This window comes from Paenibacillus enshidis (assembly GCF_042136365.1).
GTDB classification, from domain to species: domain Bacteria; phylum Bacillota; class Bacilli; order Paenibacillales; family Paenibacillaceae; genus Paenibacillus; species Paenibacillus enshidis.
Genome location: NZ_JBHHMI010000017.1, coordinates 57,359 through 74,003 on the forward strand (window position 1 = coordinate 57,359; position 16,645 = coordinate 74,003).

Here is a 16,645-nt window from a genome sequence, read left to right on the forward strand (position 1 = left end):
TACTTAAACCGTGAAGGGGGTTCTTGCGCTCTCATTGTCAACTTAAAATAAATAAAACAGGTTGACAATGAGACGTGCCTATCATACCATGTGAAAGAGAGTGAGTCAGAAATGGGAGAATAAGGAGCTGCCGATTGTGAAAAAATTTCGTTTTTCCGCTTTTACTACCTTTGATATTGTTCTGATGGCTATGCTGGCTACAGCGAACGGGGCGATGACCTTTTATTTGTCTGTTGTCAACAAGACGCTGAACAGCCTTGGCGGCCCGATTGCCACCTCCACCATTGTCGGCCTGTACATGGTTTACGGACTGCTTGCCTACTATATTATCCGCAAGCCCGGCACGGCTGTGATTACTTACGCGTTCGGTGCGCTTGTGCAGTCGTTCATGGGCACGGCTTACGGCTTCATGTCGGCGATAGCGGCAGCACTCTGCTATATGATTGCAGCCGAACTGGTCTTTGCCCTGCTGCGCCACAAGGTATGGAATGTGGGGGCGCTTATGCTCGCTGGCGGGGCGATGGTTCCGCTGTGGTTTATCGTAGCGGCCTATATGTTCGGTTATACGAGCTGGGGCTGGCAGGTGCTGGCCATTGCGCTTGTCGTTCGCGTGATCAGCGGAGTGCTGCTGTGCGGAATGCTGACCAAATGGCTGGGAGACGCCCTCGGCCGTACAGGCCTCCTGCGTCGTTATGCCTGGAGCCGTGACGAGCGTGTCTGAGCCGAAGCGGAAGGAGAAGAACGGGGAGCCTGCCGGCGGTGAAGGCAGGCTCCCCGTCATCGTAATGGATCAGCTAGGCTATCGTTACAATGGGGAGGAGTCGTCTGCCTTAAGCGATATAACGCTGTCGATCAGGGGTGGTGAGCATACCGCCATTCTCGGGGCCAGCGGCAGCGGGAAGTCTACCCTCTGCCAGCTTCTTAACGGCACGCTGTCCCGGGCAGGTCTGGGGGAAAGCACAGGCAGCCTGACTGTATTCGGACTGGACCCGGCGGAGGCGGATATCGCCGCAATCGCCACCACCACGGGCGTGGTGCTGCAGGACCCCGATGCGCAGCTCATCCGCGAAACGGTGGAGGATGAGGTGGCTTTCGGTCCGGAGAACCTGTGCGTGTCTCCGGACGAGATTGGGCGCCGCCTGGCGGATGCGCTGGAGACGGTCGGCCTGGCTGCCGAGCGCCATTCCCGGGTGCGCCGCCTGTCAGGCGGGCAGCGCCAGCGCACCGGCATCGCGGCGGTGCTCGCGCTGCAGCCGCAGCTCGTCGTCTTCGACGACGCTGCGGCGAATCTGGACCCGCCGGCCCGGCACGATTTCGTGCGCCTTTGCCGGCGGCTCCGGGCCGGAGGCCGGACGGTCGTCACCGCGTCCGGCCGCATGGATGAGACGGCGCTGGCCGCCCAGCGCGTCATCGTCCTGGCGGGCGGGGCCGTGCTGCTCGACGGCCCGCCTGAGGCGCTGCTGCGCTCCCATGGGGCGCAGCTTGCAGCCCTTGGGCTGCTGCCCTCCGCGCAGGGGGGCAGCGCCAGCGCACCGGCATCGCAGCGGACCTCGCGCGCTCCCCTGCTGGAGGTGAAGGAGCTGTCCTTCACCTATCCGGGGAGCAGCCGGCCGGCGCTGGCCGGCACAAGCCTTGCGCTTGCCGCGGGCGAACGCGTCGTTCTGCTGGGCGAGAACGGCGCGGGCAAAACGACGCTCGGCAAGCTGCTGATGGGCCTGCTGCCCGTGCCACGCAGGCGCATGTTCTGGCAGGGAGCCGATATGGCGAAGCTCCCTGTCTGGAGGCTGGCCGCGGAGATCGGCTATGTGTTCCAGCAGCCTGAACACCAGTTCGCCGCCGCGACCGTGTGGGAGGAATGCCTGTACAGTGTCCGGGCATTCCTGGGCCTGCGCAGACAGGAGGAGGTGCCAGCCGAATACGAGCGGCGGGCACATGAGCTGCTGCGCCGGAGCGGCCTGCAGGAGAAGCTGCAGGCCTCGCCTTATCTGCTGAGTGGCGGCGAGAAAAGACTGCTCAGCACGGCAGCGCAATTTGTGCTGCCGCGCAAGCTGTACATTCTGGACGAGCCGACGGCCGGAACCGATTATAAAGGGGCGGAGATTTTCCTGGAGCTGTGCCGGGAGCAGTCGGAGGCTGGAGCGGCCCTGCTTGTGATTACGCATGATTCCGAGCTGGCCGGTACGCTTCCCGACCGTACGCTGCGGTTGACAAAGCCGCGCTAAACCTCCAAAATATAACATGATTGTTACAGGCGGGCCTTTAGGTCCGCCTGTTCTTGCCTGCCGGATCAGGAAACCCCCGGTTTTCCGAATACAAATCATAGAGAGGATTTGAAGCATATCGTGGATACACAGCAACCCATGAAACGCAGCTTGGTTCTGGTCGGAGTGCTGCTCGCCACCTTCCTGGCAGCCATCGAAGGCACGGTCATTGGCCCTGCCGGCCCGACGATTGTCAGTGAACTGGGCAGCGTATCTCTGCTGAGCTGGATTTTTACCTCGTATTTGCTGACAATGGCGGTTACAACGCCGATCTTTGGCAAGCTTACCGACTTGTATGGCCGTAAGCCCATTTTTCTGATCGGCTGCTCCCTGTTCGTAATCGGCTCATTGCTCTGCGGATTGGCCGGGAATATGAATCAACTGATCGTATACAGAGCCATACAAGGGATCGGCGCAGGAGCGGTCATTCCGGTAACCTTTACGATTATCGGCGACATTTATACGATTGAGGAACGCGGCCGGGTGCAGGGAATGATCAGCTCCGTATGGGGGATTTCCTCCCTGCTAGGGCCCCTGCTGGGCGGATACGTCTCCTCTTACTTCGGCTGGGAATGGATTTTTGTCTTCAATGTGCCTTTTGGTATAGTGGCTATGTTCTTTATCGCTCGTTATCTGCACGAGCAGGTGGCCAAACGGACGGCCAGGATTGACATTGCGGGGGCCGTTACTTTCACCATCGGCATGGCCGCCCTTTTGCTCGTCCTGACGCTGGGTGGACAATACATGAGCTGGTCCTCGGGAGTGCTGCTTGCTCTTGCTGCCGGTGCAGTCATATTTCTGGTGCTGTTTCTGATTATTGAGCAGCGGGCACAGGAGCCGATGGTTCCGCTCAAGCTGTTCGGCATCCGCGATATTGCGGTGTCATGTATAGCTGCCCTGCTGGTCAGCTCGCTGCTGATCGGTCTGACGAGCTATCTGCCGCTCTGGATTCAGGGGGTCCGCGGCGGTGATGCGGCTTCATCAGGGCTTGCGCTCTCGCCTATGGCTGTAGGATGGCTGTTTGGTTCGGTGTGGGGAGGCCGCATGATTGTGCGGCTCGGCTCGCGCTTTACCTCTGTCCTCGGCCTCAGTTTTATTGCGGCTGCTGCGGTGGTGATGCTGCTGATAAGCGAGTTCTCGCCTGTATGGCTGATGCTCGCCGGAACCTTTATGTACGGACTGGGCTTCGGCTTTTCAATGACCTCGTTTACGATTATTGCGCAGTCATCGGTCGGTTTCCGGCAGCGTGGAGCTTCCACTGCGCTTAATACATTTTTGCGCACACTGGGTCAGACCGTTGGCGTGGCAGCCTTCGGGTCCTGGCTGAATTACCGGATAACGGAGCAGTCAGCGGCTAACCATCTGTTGGAGCAGGGAGTGACACAGGAGGAAATCAGCGGTCTGCTGTCTGCCCACTCGGGGCAGCAGATGAGCGTGCAAACTGCACACCTGTTGAGACAGGTGATGGAAAGCGGCCTGCATTCCCTGTTTCTGATTATGACAGTGATTGCGGTGGTCAGCTGGATCGTGGTGTGGGGGCTGCGCAATCAGCCGCCTGCACCTGAAGAAGAGGGTGCCCAGGTTTAAGCTGAAGAGGCCATTTACGGACCTGGTGCCGGAAATGGCCTCTTCAGCGCATATTTGAAATTTTAGAGTTAACATACAAATTTCGTTTCCTCCGTTTCACAGGGGGCAAAATACGTTATTTATGCGTAGAGGACGATAAGCTTTCCGCACTGCGGCCCAGCTTCTTCAACAGCTTAATCAGCTGATCCATTTCTTCATCGCTTATTCCGCTGTAGGCCCTTTCAATTTGCTGTGTATAGGCAGGATAAATCGTATCCATGATTCTGCGCCCCTCCGTCGTCAGCTCCGCATGGATAATGCGCCGGTCCTGCGGACAGGGGTGACGGAACAGATAACCCTTGCTTTCCAGCTTGTCGATGACATAGGTGACATTCCCGCTTTGCAGCAGCAGCTTGGCGCCAATCTGCTGGATAGGCTGCGGTCCTCTGTGATACAGCACTTCCATGACAGCGAAGGCTGTCGGGTTGAAGCCGGCAGCTTTGATGCCTGCGACTGAATGCTCGCTTATACTCTTGAACGCTTTGGAGAGCACACTGTGAAGATGCATAGATTTTAGGGTAAGAAGAGAGGCTGAATCCAGCATATTCATTCCGCCTTTATGTTATGGATTTGGGGTTGAACGCCCGGACTTCCGAACGGGCAATCGTGCCCATGGCATAAGTTTACAGGGACTGGGTCTTGTGTTATATGACGTTTGTCACAGTAATTGCATTTTTAATTATTAAATTTTTATTAAAATGCTTGGATAGATTCGCGTACGTGCACAAGGGCGGGAAAGAAACAGGTCTTGAGATATGTTCTTTGCTCTTAAAAACGGAAGGAATTGGGCATATTACTATTAAGAAGCTCAAATCAACATACTAGATATGGAGGTACATATATTATGAATATGGAAAATACGCCCTTAAAGTTTGAATTCAGCGAATCCTTTGCAGCCGATTCGGCCTGCAGCACACTGAAAGAAATCGGCTATGATGCGCAGCGTTCTGGAGAGGGGGGTCTGTATGTACGGATTGAGAACCAGGATGTAGAGTCTGCATTGGAAATTTGTCAGGAGCATGGGGGCTGCCTGAATATCAACGACGGCATATATCGACAGGGAAGCGGACTCAGCGCCTATGGGTTGGACGAGGTCGTGATTCCCGCCCATCTTGTAAATGACGATTGGAATGAGAGTTATCTGACCGGAGCAAGCAATGATTTCAAGACTGAGGACACCCTGCATGCCCCGGACGCCCTGCACAATGTGTCGGAAGACGCTCCGGCCGCAGCGGATATGGACGGGTTCCCGGGCAGTGTCAAGGCATAGTGAAATGAATGTGCGGAAAGATGCGGAAGGTGCTTTCTCGAGGAAGCGCCTTCCGTTTTGGGGAGACTACATCGCCGCATGCCGGCCGGCGTTATAACCGGTGGTGAAGGCGGCGGTAATGTTGTATCCTCCGGTATAACCGTGAATATCCATAATTTCACCGCAAAAGTACAGTCCGGGCATCAGCCTGGATTCCATCGTCCTGGGGTCGATTTCTTTCAGATTAACCCCGCCTCCTGTAACAAAGGCTTCCTTGATGGAGAGCGTGCCGCTGATGGAAACCGGAAACTCCTTGATCAGCCGGGCCAGCTCCCGCCATTGCTGCTTCGGAATATGGTCGAAGGTCAGATCCTCCCGTAGCCCGGCCTTATCGAGCAGCAGTGGAATCAGCCTTTCCGGCAGATAACCCTTGAGCGTATTTTTGAGCGCTTTTCTGAAGTCTTCCTCGGCCAGTTTCCACGTCTCGGTGTGTATTTCATCCTCATATTTATGAGGAAACAGGTCCAGTGTAAGAGGGACTTTTCCCGTTCCATGCTTTTTCAGTTCTTTTACGACAAATTGACTGCAGCGCAGGGCAGCAGGACCAGAAACTCCGAAATGGGTAAAGATCATGTCCCCCTCGTGGGTGATCACTTTCTTGTGCTTCGGATTCCAGACAGTAAGGCTGACGCTGCGCAGAGAGAGGCCCTGCAGGCTTTTATCCTGTATAAACGGTTCATTGGACACCAGGGGCACCTCGGTGGGGTAAAGCTCTGTGATCGTATGCCCGGCCTTTTCCGCCCACGCGTAGCCGTCCCCTTCGGAGCCGGTATGAGGCACGGATTTGCCGCCCACGGCGATAATCACCTTGCTGCTGCGGATTATGCTTCCGGACCGGAGTCTGACCCCGCAAGCATGTCCCTCATCATACAGCACCTCTGCCACCGGGGAGTTCAGATGGATTTCCACGCCTTCAGAACGGACTTTTTTTACAAGCGCATCCACAACGGTTTTTGCCTTGTCCGTAACGGGGAACATGCGTCCGTTATCCTCTTCCTTCAGCTGGATGCCAAGCTTTTCGAAATAGGCTGCGATGTCCTTGTTGCTGAAAGCGGTCAAAGCGCTGTACAGAAAACGCCCATTGCCTGGAATATGTCGGATCAGCTCATCCAGTTCCTTGGCGTTGGTAACGTTGCAGCGGCCGCCTCCGGAAATACCGAGCTTGCGTCCAAGCTTGGCTCCTTTTTCAACCAAAAGCACCTTAGCGCCCGTTTCACCGGCAGCCGCTGCAGCCATCAGCCCCGCGGAACCGCCTCCAATTACTACAATGTCGTATTTCATCTATTATTCTTCTTCCTTTATTAAATAGTTTCATGTTCACGTATGGCCTCGACAACTTTTGGCGCCCGGGGTCATATTCCGGGAACTCACACATATATTGTAATATATTGTTGCCTATGTTTTAATCGAACTATCAGGCGACAGATGAGAAAGGGGGAGAGCCATTTTGACCGAGATTAGGGAACAAGTGCTGCAGCTGCTTTTGGCCGGAATGATGGCAGGCCTCTTTTCACTGCTCGCGGACAGGGTTAATGATTTGACCAAAGGAAAGCCTGCTTCTGAAGAACAGAGACATGAATGGATTTTGGCGGGATCCTGCATTCCCGCTATCTTCCTTTGTCTGCTGTTCCGCTCAGATCAAGCTCCGCTGATTCCGCATTTGGGCTTTATACCGCTGACGGCAGCATTATTGTATGCCAGGGTTTCCACTGCTTTTATACTTACTTTACTTACTGCTATCGGGAGTCTCCTGTTAGCGCCCGATCCGGATCGGATGGCGGTGCTGATTGATTCGGGTGTTTTGCTTGCTCCGGCGGCGTTAGTGTTCTCTTCACGTTTTAAACAGGGGAAGCCTGCCTTTAAACTCACAGTCTTCTCAGTTTTTATCCTTGCCCAATTTGCCCTTCATTACATAACTGTGCTGACGGCCGGAGATACGCCTGACAGCTTCTCTTTATCGGAAGTACCGGTATATCTGGGCTCGGCCCTGTTCTCCGTACTGACAGCGTGCCTTATTTCTTTTATGATTGAGAGGGCCTTGAACAACAGGAGATTGCGTTCCGACCTGGAGCAGACGACGGTCCGCTTGCAGTTGGAATCCGGCAAACTCAAGGCATATCTGGAGTATATGCCGTCGGCGACCGCCATTTTGGATCGGCAGGGCAACATCATACATATTAACACAACGATGCTGGAATATTACAGGCTTAGGATTCCCGAGCTTCATAAAGAAGATATCGTCGGTGTGCATTTTTCCACGCTGGCGGAATCTGACCGCCTTCAGGAGTTGGCTTTGAGCTTTGACAAAGCCCTGCAAGGCGAGCGGGATACGAAAATTTCAAAATCAGGGCCTTATATTTATTTGTCCAGTATTTCCCCTATTTATGAGCCTAACGGCGAGATTATGGAGGTTCTGTATGTAATGCAGGATATGACGGAACTGGAAATGCTGCGGAGCGAGATGGGGAATGTAGAGCGCTTGAGCCTTGTTGGACAAATGGCTGCGGGAATTACGCATGAAATACGCAATCCGATGGCGGTGGTCCGCGGTTTTCTTCAGCTGATGCGGGAAAAATCCCCGGTGTCTCTCGATCATTATTACCTGATTGTTATGGAAGAGCTTGACCGGGCCAACGGCATCATTAACGATTTCCTCTCTCTCGCCCAGAATCGGATTGTCGAGAAGGAGGACAGCCATCTGCACAGCCTTGTGCAGGAGCTAGTGCCTCTGCTGTGGGCTGACGCCAATTTGCGCGGCCAAAGCATCGAACTCAAGCTGGATGATAGCGTTCCCAATCTGTACCTGAATCCGAAAGAAATCAAGCAGCTGATCCTGAACCTGGCCCGCAACGGAATGGAGGCTATGGGTGATAAAGGCATGCTGACCATTCTGACCCGGACCGATGGAGAGTATGTCGAGCTGGAAGTGAGGGATACGGGTTCAGGCATCCCGGCGGAGCGAATCGGGAAGCTGTTTGAGCCGTTCTACACCACTAAGGCGAAGGGGACAGGGCTTGGGCTTTCGCTGTGCAAGAGAATCGTTGAGCGTCACCACGGCACGATCGCAGTCCATTCGGATGAAGGCGCGGGAACTTCATTTGTCGTAAGACTGAGAAGGCTTGCGGACTATCCGGCAGCCATGTCTGAATTGCAGGGCTCAAAGGAGGCGTAGCCTGCTTGGCATACCGCATTCATAATACAGCGACAGGTTTGCTTTCACGCATGATGAATGTATAATAAAAATAATCCTATACAAGTTAAGAATTATCCATAAAGGAGTGAACAGGTAATGTCTATGTCTTTTGACCAATATATGAGGGATATGGTTCAGCCCATGAGAGATGAGCTCACGTCCATCGGAATCCAGGAGCTTCGTACGCCTGAGGAGGTTGAAGCCAATTTGCCGGGGGACAAGGGAACAGCGCTTGTGGTTATCAATTCTGTATGCGGCTGTGCGGCAGGTCAAGCTCGTCCGGGCGTCGCGAAGGCGTTGCAGAATGATGTGACCCCTGATCATTTGTTTACCGTTTTTGCCGGACAGGACAAGGAGGCTACTGCCAAGGCGCGTGAATACTTCGCCCCTTATCCGCCGTCTTCCCCTTCCATTGCTTTGATGAAGGACGGAGAACTGGTTCATTTTATTGAACGCCATCAGGTGGAGAATCGTTCCGCCGAGGAGATTGCGGAGGATTTGACCGGCGCGTTTGAACGCTTCTGCCGTTAATAAGGATAGCGCCCCGCATCTTTCGATTTCCGCGAAGCTGCCGGGGCGTTTCGTTTGTCCTCAATTTTTGTCCCACATTCTAGTAGGAGAGGTGCATATCTGATGACATTGCAGGAGCAGATCATTGCTGAATTAAATGTCAAGCCCGTGATTGATGTAGAGGCCGAGGTTCGCCAGCGTGTGGATTTTCTGAAAAGCTATGTGGAAAACGCCAGGGCGAAAGGGTTGCTGATCGCTATTAGCGGCGGAATTGACAGCGCGGTGGCTACAGGTCTTTGCAAACGCGCGACGGACGAGCTTACACAGGAGCATGGGGAGGAATATATGACTCTCGGTGTGTTCCAGCCTTACGGAACCCAATCGGATATTGAACACAGCTATGCGGTGGCCAAGGCCTTCGAATTGAAACATATGGCGGAGACCAACATTCAAACTCCGGTTGACGATATTGCGGCCGAGGTGAACAAGAGCTTTGCAGCCTTGAATATTTCCCGCACGATGACACCTCAGGGCAAAGGCAATGTGAAGGCGAGAACCCGTATGGTTGTCCAGTACGCATTGGCCAATGAACTGAATCTGCTGGTGGTCGGAACCGACCATGCTTCGGAGGCGATTACGGGCTTTTACACCAAATGGGGTGATGGAGCTGTGGACATTACGCCGCTGACCAGCCTGAATAAACGTCAGGTACGCCAACTGGCGAGCTATCTTGGGGTGCCGCAGGAAATCCTGGACAAAGCTCCTACCGCAGGATTATGGGAAGGTCAGACGGATGAGAAGGAACTGGGGATCTCCTATGAGGACAACAGCGACTACCTCGAAGGCAAGGAAATCGATCCTGCTGCCCGTGAGCGGCTGGAAAGCTTCTACAAAAAGACGGCCCACAAACGGAATGCGATTCCGGGTATCTGAACTATCATGTCATGAAAAAGCAGCAGTGGCGGAAAGCCGTTGCTGCTTTTTTGCCGCCTGCTTTTCTGTCCGCTCTCGCAATGGCTCTGGCCACCTGTTAAAATAGATTTTATGCCAAGCGTGGAATACATCGGTTTTGCCGTTTGAGGGCACAGAGAGAGGAAGGTAAGTTCTGTGATCTATGGGATCGGACATGATGTGGTGGAGATTAAAAGAATAAACCGGATTATAGAGGGAAGTCATCGGCAGTCGTTTTTGCAGCGTATCCTTACTTCGGACGAGCTGGCGCTTGCTGAAGAGCGTTCAGGAAGGTTGAGCGAATTTGCAGCCGGACGGTTTGCCGCGAAGGAAGCTGTGTCGAAGGCTTTCGGCTGCGGTATTGGGAAGCTGATCGGTTTTCAGGATATGACCATTCTGCCTCAGCCGGGAGGACGCCCTGCCGTACAGCTTACGGAGGCGGCCTGGGAAAGGCTCACGCTGCCGGACAACGGGGTTTATAACATTCATCTAAGTATTACTCATCAGACAGAGCTTGCATCCGCCTTTGCCGTGGTGGAGCGTATGTCGAATTAAATAGCCGTACAGGAGAATTCAACGTAATGACTAATTTGGAGCAAAGACGCTTTTTCAGCAGAGAGCTGCTGGCATGGTATATGGGGAATCGGCGCGATTTGCCATGGCGCAAGCACAGGGACCCTTATTTTATCTGGGTGTCCGAGATCATGCTTCAGCAGACAAGAGTGGATACGGTGATTCCTTATTTCAACCGTTTTATAGAACGCTTTCCCACACTACAGGCTTTGGCGGACGCCCCCGAGGAGGATGTGCTGAAGCACTGGGAGGGGCTTGGCTACTATTCAAGGGCGCGGAATTTGCAGCAGGCTGCCAGACAGGTGGTGGAGCTGCATGGCGGCCGTATTCCGGATGACCGTGGCGCTGTTGCGGCTTTGAAGGGAGTCGGGCCATACACAACCGGGGCGATTATGAGCATTGCGTTTAACCGCCCGGAACCTGCTGTGGACGGGAATGTAATGCGGGTACTCTCCAGATATTTTCTGATCGAAGAGGATATTATGAAGGGCAGCACACGAGCTGGTATGGAGGAACTGGTGCGCGATCTGATTCCCGAGGACAGGGCCTCGGACTTCAATCAGGCGCTGATGGAGCTCGGGGCGCTCGTATGCACGCCGAAGTCACCGCACTGCCTGACCTGTCCAGTCATGGAGCATTGTGAAGGCAGGCTGGCCGGCAGGGAAGAGACGCTGCCCGTCAAGACCAAGGCCAAGAAGCCACGCCTTGAGCAGCGTTCTGTCGCTCTGATTGAAGGGCAGGGCCATCATGCAGGACGGATACTGGTCCGCCAGCGTCCGGCTACAGGTTTGCTTGCACGAATGTGGGAGCTGCCGCACGTTGCATCGTCCCCGTCCGGCACGGAAGGCCCTGTGCCCGATGAGCCCGCCATGGACAGGCTGGCCGGGGCGCTGATGGATGAGGGCTTACCGGTTTTTCCGGTGGCGTTTCTGCGTGAAGCGGAGCATACGTTCAGCCATATCCATTGGAATCTGCGGGTATTCCGCTGTCTTGAAGGGGAGCCTGGTGCGGGGCTGAAGCAGAGCTTGGCGGCAGAATCCCGGGCTGAGTACAGGACAGAGGCCGCATCTGTAGAAGAGGGGACATCCGGAGCGGCTGTACGCTGGATTAATCGCAGCGATATGGAGACCCTGGCCTTTCCGAAGGTGTTTCTTGATATTCTTCGGGACTATTTTGATAGTAAATAACTCAACTTTCGCAGCATGAAATCGGCAAACAGGCCTTGATGTAACTGGGCAAAACGGAGATCTACTGCTGGAGCTGACGCTGAATCAAAGCAGACAGCTTTTTGCTAACTTCTTACAAGAAGGGGATTCGCCCCCCCTCAGAGTCTAGTAGCCAGAGTGATGGGTGTCTATAGGGTGGTGTCTGGTGTCCGTTGCCTGATGCCTGATGCCTGGTGCTTGGTGCTTGGTGCTTGGTGCTTGGTGTTTGGTGCTTGGTGCTTGGTGCTTGGTGTTTGGTGCTTGGTGCTTGGTGCTTGGTGCCTCTCCATACAGCCTTGCACCATTATCCCTTTTGATCAGAATGCGGGGGTGTTGAGGGTTTGGGGCCTAGGGGAAGGAATAAAGAGAAAAGAGAAACGAGAAAAGAGATAAGAAAAAAAGAGGCAGCTCAAATGGGATGTTCGGCTTGAAATAGGAACACATGTTTGTTATAATGAAAAAAAGAACTTATGTTCGTGGATTATGGATTATGTTACTTTAACGTGCCTAAAGTATATTTTCGGTTCCCGGTTTCTGGTTTTCTGTACCTGATCCAACGGGATAATCGTGCAAAGCTCCTGAAAAGCGAGTATCACATGTCTTGCCACGATCGGCTGGCGGCTTGACTGTCCAGCACTAGAAGGGGATTCGAATTCCTCGAACCCAGCAGCTACAAAGGTTTAAATTGGATTTGGGCTCTGCGAAAGTTGAGTAAATAAAAAAGGCTGTTCTCCGACGTAGTCGTGCCGGGGAACAGCCTTTTGTGCATCCTAATGACCGGCGCTCTTGCGCGGGATGGCTCTGCGTAGAAACAGGGAAAATACCAGCCCGGCCACGGCGATACCTGCCGCGACAATAAACGCGTCGTTAATGCCCTTTATAGTGGACTCGGTAACGGCAGTTTGATATACCTGCATGAGAGCGAGATTCTGGCCGGTCTGGGGCGGTACCCCGGCGGAAGCGGCAATTCCTTGGCCAAGCTGCTCCAGCCCGGCGCCTGAGCCGCTTACCGCAGATGCGGTATTGGCATAATCGGCCAGATGAATCACGGACCGGCTGCTCATCACGGTGATCAGCCAGGCCGTACCGATCGAACCGGCGATCTGCCGTATCGTGTTCGACATGGCCGTCCCATGGCTGCCCAGATGGGCGGGGAGCTGATTAAGCCCTTCGGTCTGTACGGACATCATGAGCAGGGAAATGCCGAAGCTGCGGATCGTATAGATCAGGAGAATATGGCTGTATGGCGTGGCATCGGTCAGAAAACTGAATTCCCACGTCGTCACAGCGGTAACCAACAGGCCGATGATGGCTAGCGGGCGCGCTCCGATCTTGTCGAAGATGACCCCAGAGATGGGGGACATGACCCCCATCAGCAGAGCGCCGGGAAGCAGCAGCAGCCCGGACTGGAGCGGGGTGAAGCCCCGAATGTTCTGCAAATACATCGGAAGCAGCAGCATGCCGCCAAATAAAGTCATGTTCACGGCAGAGCCGACCAGAGTGGATACCGCAAAAATATCATATTTGAACACTCTGAATTCCAGCATAGGCTGATCCATGTTCAATTCACGCAGGATAAAAAACAGAATGAACAGGATGCCGATGAACAGGCTCAAAATGACAGTCATGCTGTCCCAGCCTTTATCCCCCGCGGAGCTGAATCCGTACAGCAGAGTCCCGAAGCCTATCGTTGAGAAAACCGTGCCAGCCAAATCGAATTTGGGATAGGTCAGCTTCGAGACGTCCCTGAGCCAGCGGAGCGCAAACAAAATATCGATTACAGCAAGGGGAATTACAATGATGAACAGAAGCCGCCACGTATATTCTTCCACAATCCAGCCTGACAAGGTAGGTCCGACGGCTGGTGCGAACATCATGGCGATGCCCATCATGCCCATGGCTGCACCGCGCCGTTCCGGAGGGAAGACGGTTAGAAATACGTTCATGACGACAGGCATGATAATGCCGGCCCCGCTGGCCTGGATAATGCGGCCGATAAGCATAAGCGTGAAGCCTGTACTCATGGCACAAATCAATGCCCCGACTGTAAACAGTCCCATAGCTGTAATGAACAGAACCCGTGTGCCAAAGGATTCGATCAGAAACGCGGTTACCGGAATCAAAATGCCGTTTGTCAGCATATATCCGGTGGACAGCCATTGGATTGTAGTGGCTGATACGTTGAAATCATTCATCAGATGCGGGATCGCTACATTTAACAGGGTTTGGTTAAGTATCGCAATAAAAGCTCCAAGGAGCAGAACGGTCAGCAGCCTTCCGAGGGACATATTTTCCGCCATGGCCGCCACCTATTTATGCACCTTGACAGTAGCGCTCATTCCGGGAACGATGCCGAGTCCTTCGTACCCCTGAATAGTAATTTCAACGGGGATCACCTGGGTAACCTTGGTGTAATTGGCGGTCGTATTGCTCGAGGGCAGCAAGGAAAAGGTTCCCGAGGTCGCCAGGCCGATGCGGTTGACTTTGCCCGACACCACTGTGTCCGGGAAAGCGTCAATAGTAACATCCACCGATTGCCCGACCTGCAGATCACGGATTAGTGTCTCTTCCATATTCGCCGTAACCCATAAATTGTGCATATCATACGCTCTGGCGACAGGTGTGCCCGCCCCGACAATGGAATTATTAACAGCTGTTTCCTGAACAACAGTTCCGTTCGCCGGAATAGTAATGTTAGTCCGCGTGCCTCCTGATACAACACTTCCCAGGGTATTCCCGGCATTAAAGCTATCCCCTACATCAGCCTTCCAGTCTACCAGCTTCCCGGCCACCGGGGGAGCGATTGTAATTTGCTGGCCTGATACCTGGGCGTTATCAGTCTTGATGTAGTTGGCCGCCTGATAGTAGTAATAAGCCGCGGCTGCCACTCCCGCCAGAATAATAAGGATGACCAGCAGATTGACAAGTATTGCGCGTGGATACATAAACAGTCCCTCCATATTAGTTGAATCTTAAACCCATACCCGAACTCTGATTCCGCCAGAGCTTTCATATTGTTGCTGTTACTAAGCTTCCCTGATGAAGTTGTAACTATGCCTGAAAAATTTAATTATGATTTTTTCATGTATTGGGGATAGTAAAAGCAAGGAGATATGAAATGATATATATAAAGGATGAGGACATTTGATAAAAATAACGGTGGTATACGATAGTGAGAACGGTCATACGGAGGCTTTAGCCAGCTCCATTGCCGAGGGAGCCAGAATCCATGGATCTGATGTGCGTCTGGAGCATGTGCGGTCAGCCAGGGTCGAGGAGCTGGTGGATGCGGATGGGATTATATGGGGTTGCCCGGGACATTTCGGCACCATCAGCAGCGGTCTCAAGGCATGGATTGACCAGTTGGGTTTATTGTGGGCCCAAGGCAAGCTGGTCAATAAAATAGGCGGCGTTTTCTGTACTACGGCAACTGTTCATGGAGGATTGGAATCCACGCTTCTCAACCTGATTACACCGATGCTTCATCAAGGCATGATTATTGTCGGGATGCCGTCCAATACTCCCGAGAACGCGCTTTACGGCTCCTATTATGGTGTAGGGGTTACATGCCCCGTGGAAGCCTCACCGGAGGATCCGCCAAATCTGCCGAGTGCGGCCGATCTTGCTCTTGGCCGGGCATTTGGCCAGCGAATTGCTGAAACGGCCATGAAATTTGCCGGGCAGCGCGCAGAATAGGAGGTCAGCATGTTTATTGCTTTTTTGGTGCTGGCTGCGGTGGCATTGATATTTTTGTTTGTGTATAACAACCGCAATGTCCGGTCTGCTGCAAGGGATTCCGAAAAGAAAGCAGAGCCAGACAAGCCAAGGCGCAAGCAGGCAGCTCGGGAGCAGCTGCAAGAAGCTTCCGGGCTTGAGAAGGAGCAAGAAAGTCCCGGCCCTGTAAAGAACACTGCGATAAACGTTGAGCGGAAGAAGGAATCAGGAGAGGACAAGGCCTACCGGGATGCGATCCGGAGCTTTGCGGAACTGGGAAAGGAAGCAGGCCGTAATGTGGAATCTGCTCAGAAGGAGAGGAGGGGCTCCGATCTCAGCTACCGTGACGCGCTCCGCTCCATGTCCAAATCCGGGGCTGAAGGAGACGACAAGGAAAAGTAATCAATGCGGTGAGCGTACATGATATCTGAATCGAAGAGCAATAAAAAAAGCTGGCTTCCCGGCATTGTGCCGGTGGCCAGCTTTTTTTGTACAATCATTGCCGCTGTGCAACTCTTACTTCGCTGCAGCGTAACGCTTGTTCACTTCGTCCCAGTTAATTACGTTGAAGAATGCGCCGATGTAGTCAGGACGTTTGTTTTGATAATTCAGGTAGTAAGCATGCTCCCATACGTCAAGGCCAAGAACCGGAGTTTGACCTTCCATGATCGGATTATCCTGGTTGGGAGTGCTTGTAATGGCCAACTTACCGTCTTTGTCGACTACGAGCCATGCCCAGCCGCTGCCAAACCGAGTAGTAGCCGCTTTGGTAAAGTCTTCTTTAAACTTGCCGTAACCGCCCAGCTCGTTGTTGATCGCTTCAGCGATTGCGCCTGTAGGCTCGCCACCGCCGTTTGGTCCGATGACTTCCCAGAACAGGGAGTGGTTGGCATGTCCACCACCGTTGTTGCGGACAGCAGTGCGGATGCCTTCAGGTACGCTGTTCAGGTCAGTAAGCAGCTCTTCAAGACTCTTGCTTTGCAGTTCGGGAGCGCTCTCCAGAGCTGCATTCAGGTTAGTCACATACGTGTTATGGTGACGATCGTGGTGAATTTCCATAGTCAGCGCGTCGATATGAGGCTCGAGCGCATCGTTGGAATAAGGAAGTGCTGGTAATGTAAATGCCATGATAAAATCCCTCCTGAAATTAGTGGTTGATGTTGTATGTATATTACATAACCCCCAACCACTATATTAAACGCTTTTTGCCTATTTAATCAACTTTTTTGTTTAGAAAATCGGCTGCAGGAAAAGTTTGCGCGATGCCTTGCACAATTATCCCTTTTGATCAGGCAGTAGCGGC

16 protein-coding genes are annotated in these 16,645 nt (G+C 53.4%); 11 read left to right on the forward strand and 5 right to left on the reverse strand.

Annotated elements, in window-relative coordinates; translation table 11 throughout:
- Positions 1 to 184 precede the first annotated feature (184 nt).
- The 3 genes from ACE41H_RS17580 to ACE41H_RS17600 all read left to right on the forward strand — a co-directional run bounded on the left by ACE41H_RS17580 (position 185) and on the right by ACE41H_RS17600 (position 3,848).
- On the forward strand, positions 185 to 721 hold the full coding sequence (locus ACE41H_RS17580; RefSeq protein WP_375356848.1) for an ECF transporter S component: 537 nt from the start codon (positions 185 to 187) through the stop codon (positions 719 to 721).
- Positions 722 to 785: 64 nt separating this feature from the next.
- Positions 786 to 2,222, forward strand: coding sequence for an ABC transporter ATP-binding protein (locus tag ACE41H_RS25350; RefSeq protein ID WP_511055612.1), 1,437 nt, complete (start codon positions 786 to 788; stop codon positions 2,220 to 2,222).
- Between the two features lie 138 nt (positions 2,223 to 2,360).
- Positions 2,361 to 3,848: an MDR family MFS transporter gene (locus ACE41H_RS17600; protein WP_375356850.1), complete on the forward strand. Its 1,488-nt coding sequence runs from the start codon at positions 2,361 to 2,363 to the stop codon at positions 3,846 to 3,848.
- Between the two features lie 115 nt (positions 3,849 to 3,963).
- Here the strand turns inward: ACE41H_RS17600 and ACE41H_RS17605 are convergent, their stop codons facing one another.
- Positions 3,964 to 4,431, reverse strand: coding sequence for a MarR family winged helix-turn-helix transcriptional regulator (locus tag ACE41H_RS17605; protein ID WP_375356809.1), 468 nt, complete (start codon positions 4,429 to 4,431; stop codon positions 3,964 to 3,966).
- A gap of 300 nt (positions 4,432 to 4,731) precedes the next feature.
- Here ACE41H_RS17605 and ACE41H_RS17610 point away from each other — a divergent pair, with 300 nt between their 5' ends.
- Complete coding sequence (locus ACE41H_RS17610; RefSeq protein ID WP_375356810.1) at positions 4,732 to 5,157, forward strand: hypothetical protein; 426 nt, start codon at positions 4,732 to 4,734, stop codon at positions 5,155 to 5,157.
- Between the two features lie 66 nt (positions 5,158 to 5,223).
- Here the strand turns inward: ACE41H_RS17610 and ACE41H_RS17615 are convergent, their stop codons facing one another.
- The gene (locus ACE41H_RS17615; RefSeq protein ID WP_375356811.1) at positions 5,224 to 6,477 is read right to left on the reverse strand and encodes a BaiN/RdsA family NAD(P)/FAD-dependent oxidoreductase; all 1,254 of its coding nucleotides are present in this window, start codon (positions 6,475 to 6,477) and stop codon (positions 5,224 to 5,226) included.
- A 166-nt stretch (positions 6,478 to 6,643) separates the two neighbouring features.
- Between ACE41H_RS17615 and ACE41H_RS17620 the strand changes: the two genes are divergently transcribed.
- The 5 genes from ACE41H_RS17620 to mutY all read left to right on the forward strand — a co-directional run bounded on the left by ACE41H_RS17620 (position 6,644) and on the right by mutY (position 11,610).
- The gene (locus ACE41H_RS17620; RefSeq protein ID WP_375356812.1) at positions 6,644 to 8,368 is read left to right on the forward strand and encodes an ATP-binding protein; all 1,725 of its coding nucleotides are present in this window, start codon (positions 6,644 to 6,646) and stop codon (positions 8,366 to 8,368) included.
- A 117-nt stretch (positions 8,369 to 8,485) separates the two neighbouring features.
- A complete protein-coding gene (locus tag ACE41H_RS17625; protein WP_375356813.1) occupies positions 8,486 to 8,920 on the forward strand; it encodes a BrxA/BrxB family bacilliredoxin in 435 nt (144 codons plus the stop codon).
- Between the two features lie 102 nt (positions 8,921 to 9,022).
- Positions 9,023 to 9,832, forward strand: a complete 810-nt coding sequence (gene nadE, locus ACE41H_RS17630) for an NAD(+) synthase (RefSeq protein WP_375356814.1) — start codon at positions 9,023 to 9,025, stop codon at positions 9,830 to 9,832.
- Positions 9,833 to 10,006: 174 nt separating this feature from the next.
- Positions 10,007 to 10,405 (forward strand): holo-ACP synthase, encoded by a 399-nt coding sequence (gene acpS, locus ACE41H_RS17635; protein ID WP_375356815.1) that lies wholly within the window; start codon positions 10,007 to 10,009, stop codon positions 10,403 to 10,405.
- 26 nt (positions 10,406 to 10,431) lie between these two features.
- Positions 10,432 to 11,610 (forward strand): A/G-specific adenine glycosylase, encoded by a 1,179-nt coding sequence (gene mutY, locus ACE41H_RS17640; RefSeq protein ID WP_375356816.1) that lies wholly within the window; start codon positions 10,432 to 10,434, stop codon positions 11,608 to 11,610.
- 788 nt (positions 11,611 to 12,398) lie between these two features.
- Here the strand turns inward: mutY and ACE41H_RS17645 are convergent.
- Together ACE41H_RS17645 and ACE41H_RS17650 are read right to left on the reverse strand one after the other, a co-directional pair.
- A complete protein-coding gene (locus ACE41H_RS17645; RefSeq protein WP_375356817.1) occupies positions 12,399 to 13,928 on the reverse strand; it encodes a DHA2 family efflux MFS transporter permease subunit in 1,530 nt (509 codons plus the stop codon).
- A 9-nt stretch (positions 13,929 to 13,937) separates the two neighbouring features.
- Positions 13,938 to 14,579 carry an HlyD family secretion protein gene (locus ACE41H_RS17650; RefSeq protein WP_375356851.1) on the reverse strand — a complete coding sequence of 214 codons (642 nt, stop codon included), beginning with the start codon at positions 14,577 to 14,579 and terminating at the stop codon, positions 13,938 to 13,940.
- A gap of 196 nt (positions 14,580 to 14,775) precedes the next feature.
- On the opposite strand from ACE41H_RS17650, the gene ACE41H_RS17655 reads away from it, so the two are divergent.
- Both ACE41H_RS17655 and ACE41H_RS17660 read left to right on the forward strand, forming a co-directional pair.
- Complete coding sequence (locus tag ACE41H_RS17655) at positions 14,776 to 15,324, forward strand: NAD(P)H-dependent oxidoreductase (RefSeq protein ID WP_375356852.1); 549 nt, start codon at positions 14,776 to 14,778, stop codon at positions 15,322 to 15,324.
- Positions 15,325 to 15,333: 9 nt separating this feature from the next.
- A complete protein-coding gene (locus tag ACE41H_RS17660; RefSeq protein ID WP_375356818.1) occupies positions 15,334 to 15,744 on the forward strand; it encodes a hypothetical protein in 411 nt (136 codons plus the stop codon).
- Positions 15,745 to 15,858: 114 nt separating this feature from the next.
- On the opposite strand, the gene ACE41H_RS17665 is transcribed toward ACE41H_RS17660, so the two are convergent.
- A complete protein-coding gene (locus ACE41H_RS17665; protein WP_375356819.1) occupies positions 15,859 to 16,470 on the reverse strand; it encodes a superoxide dismutase in 612 nt (203 codons plus the stop codon).
- Between the last annotated feature and the right edge of the window lie 175 nt (positions 16,471 to 16,645).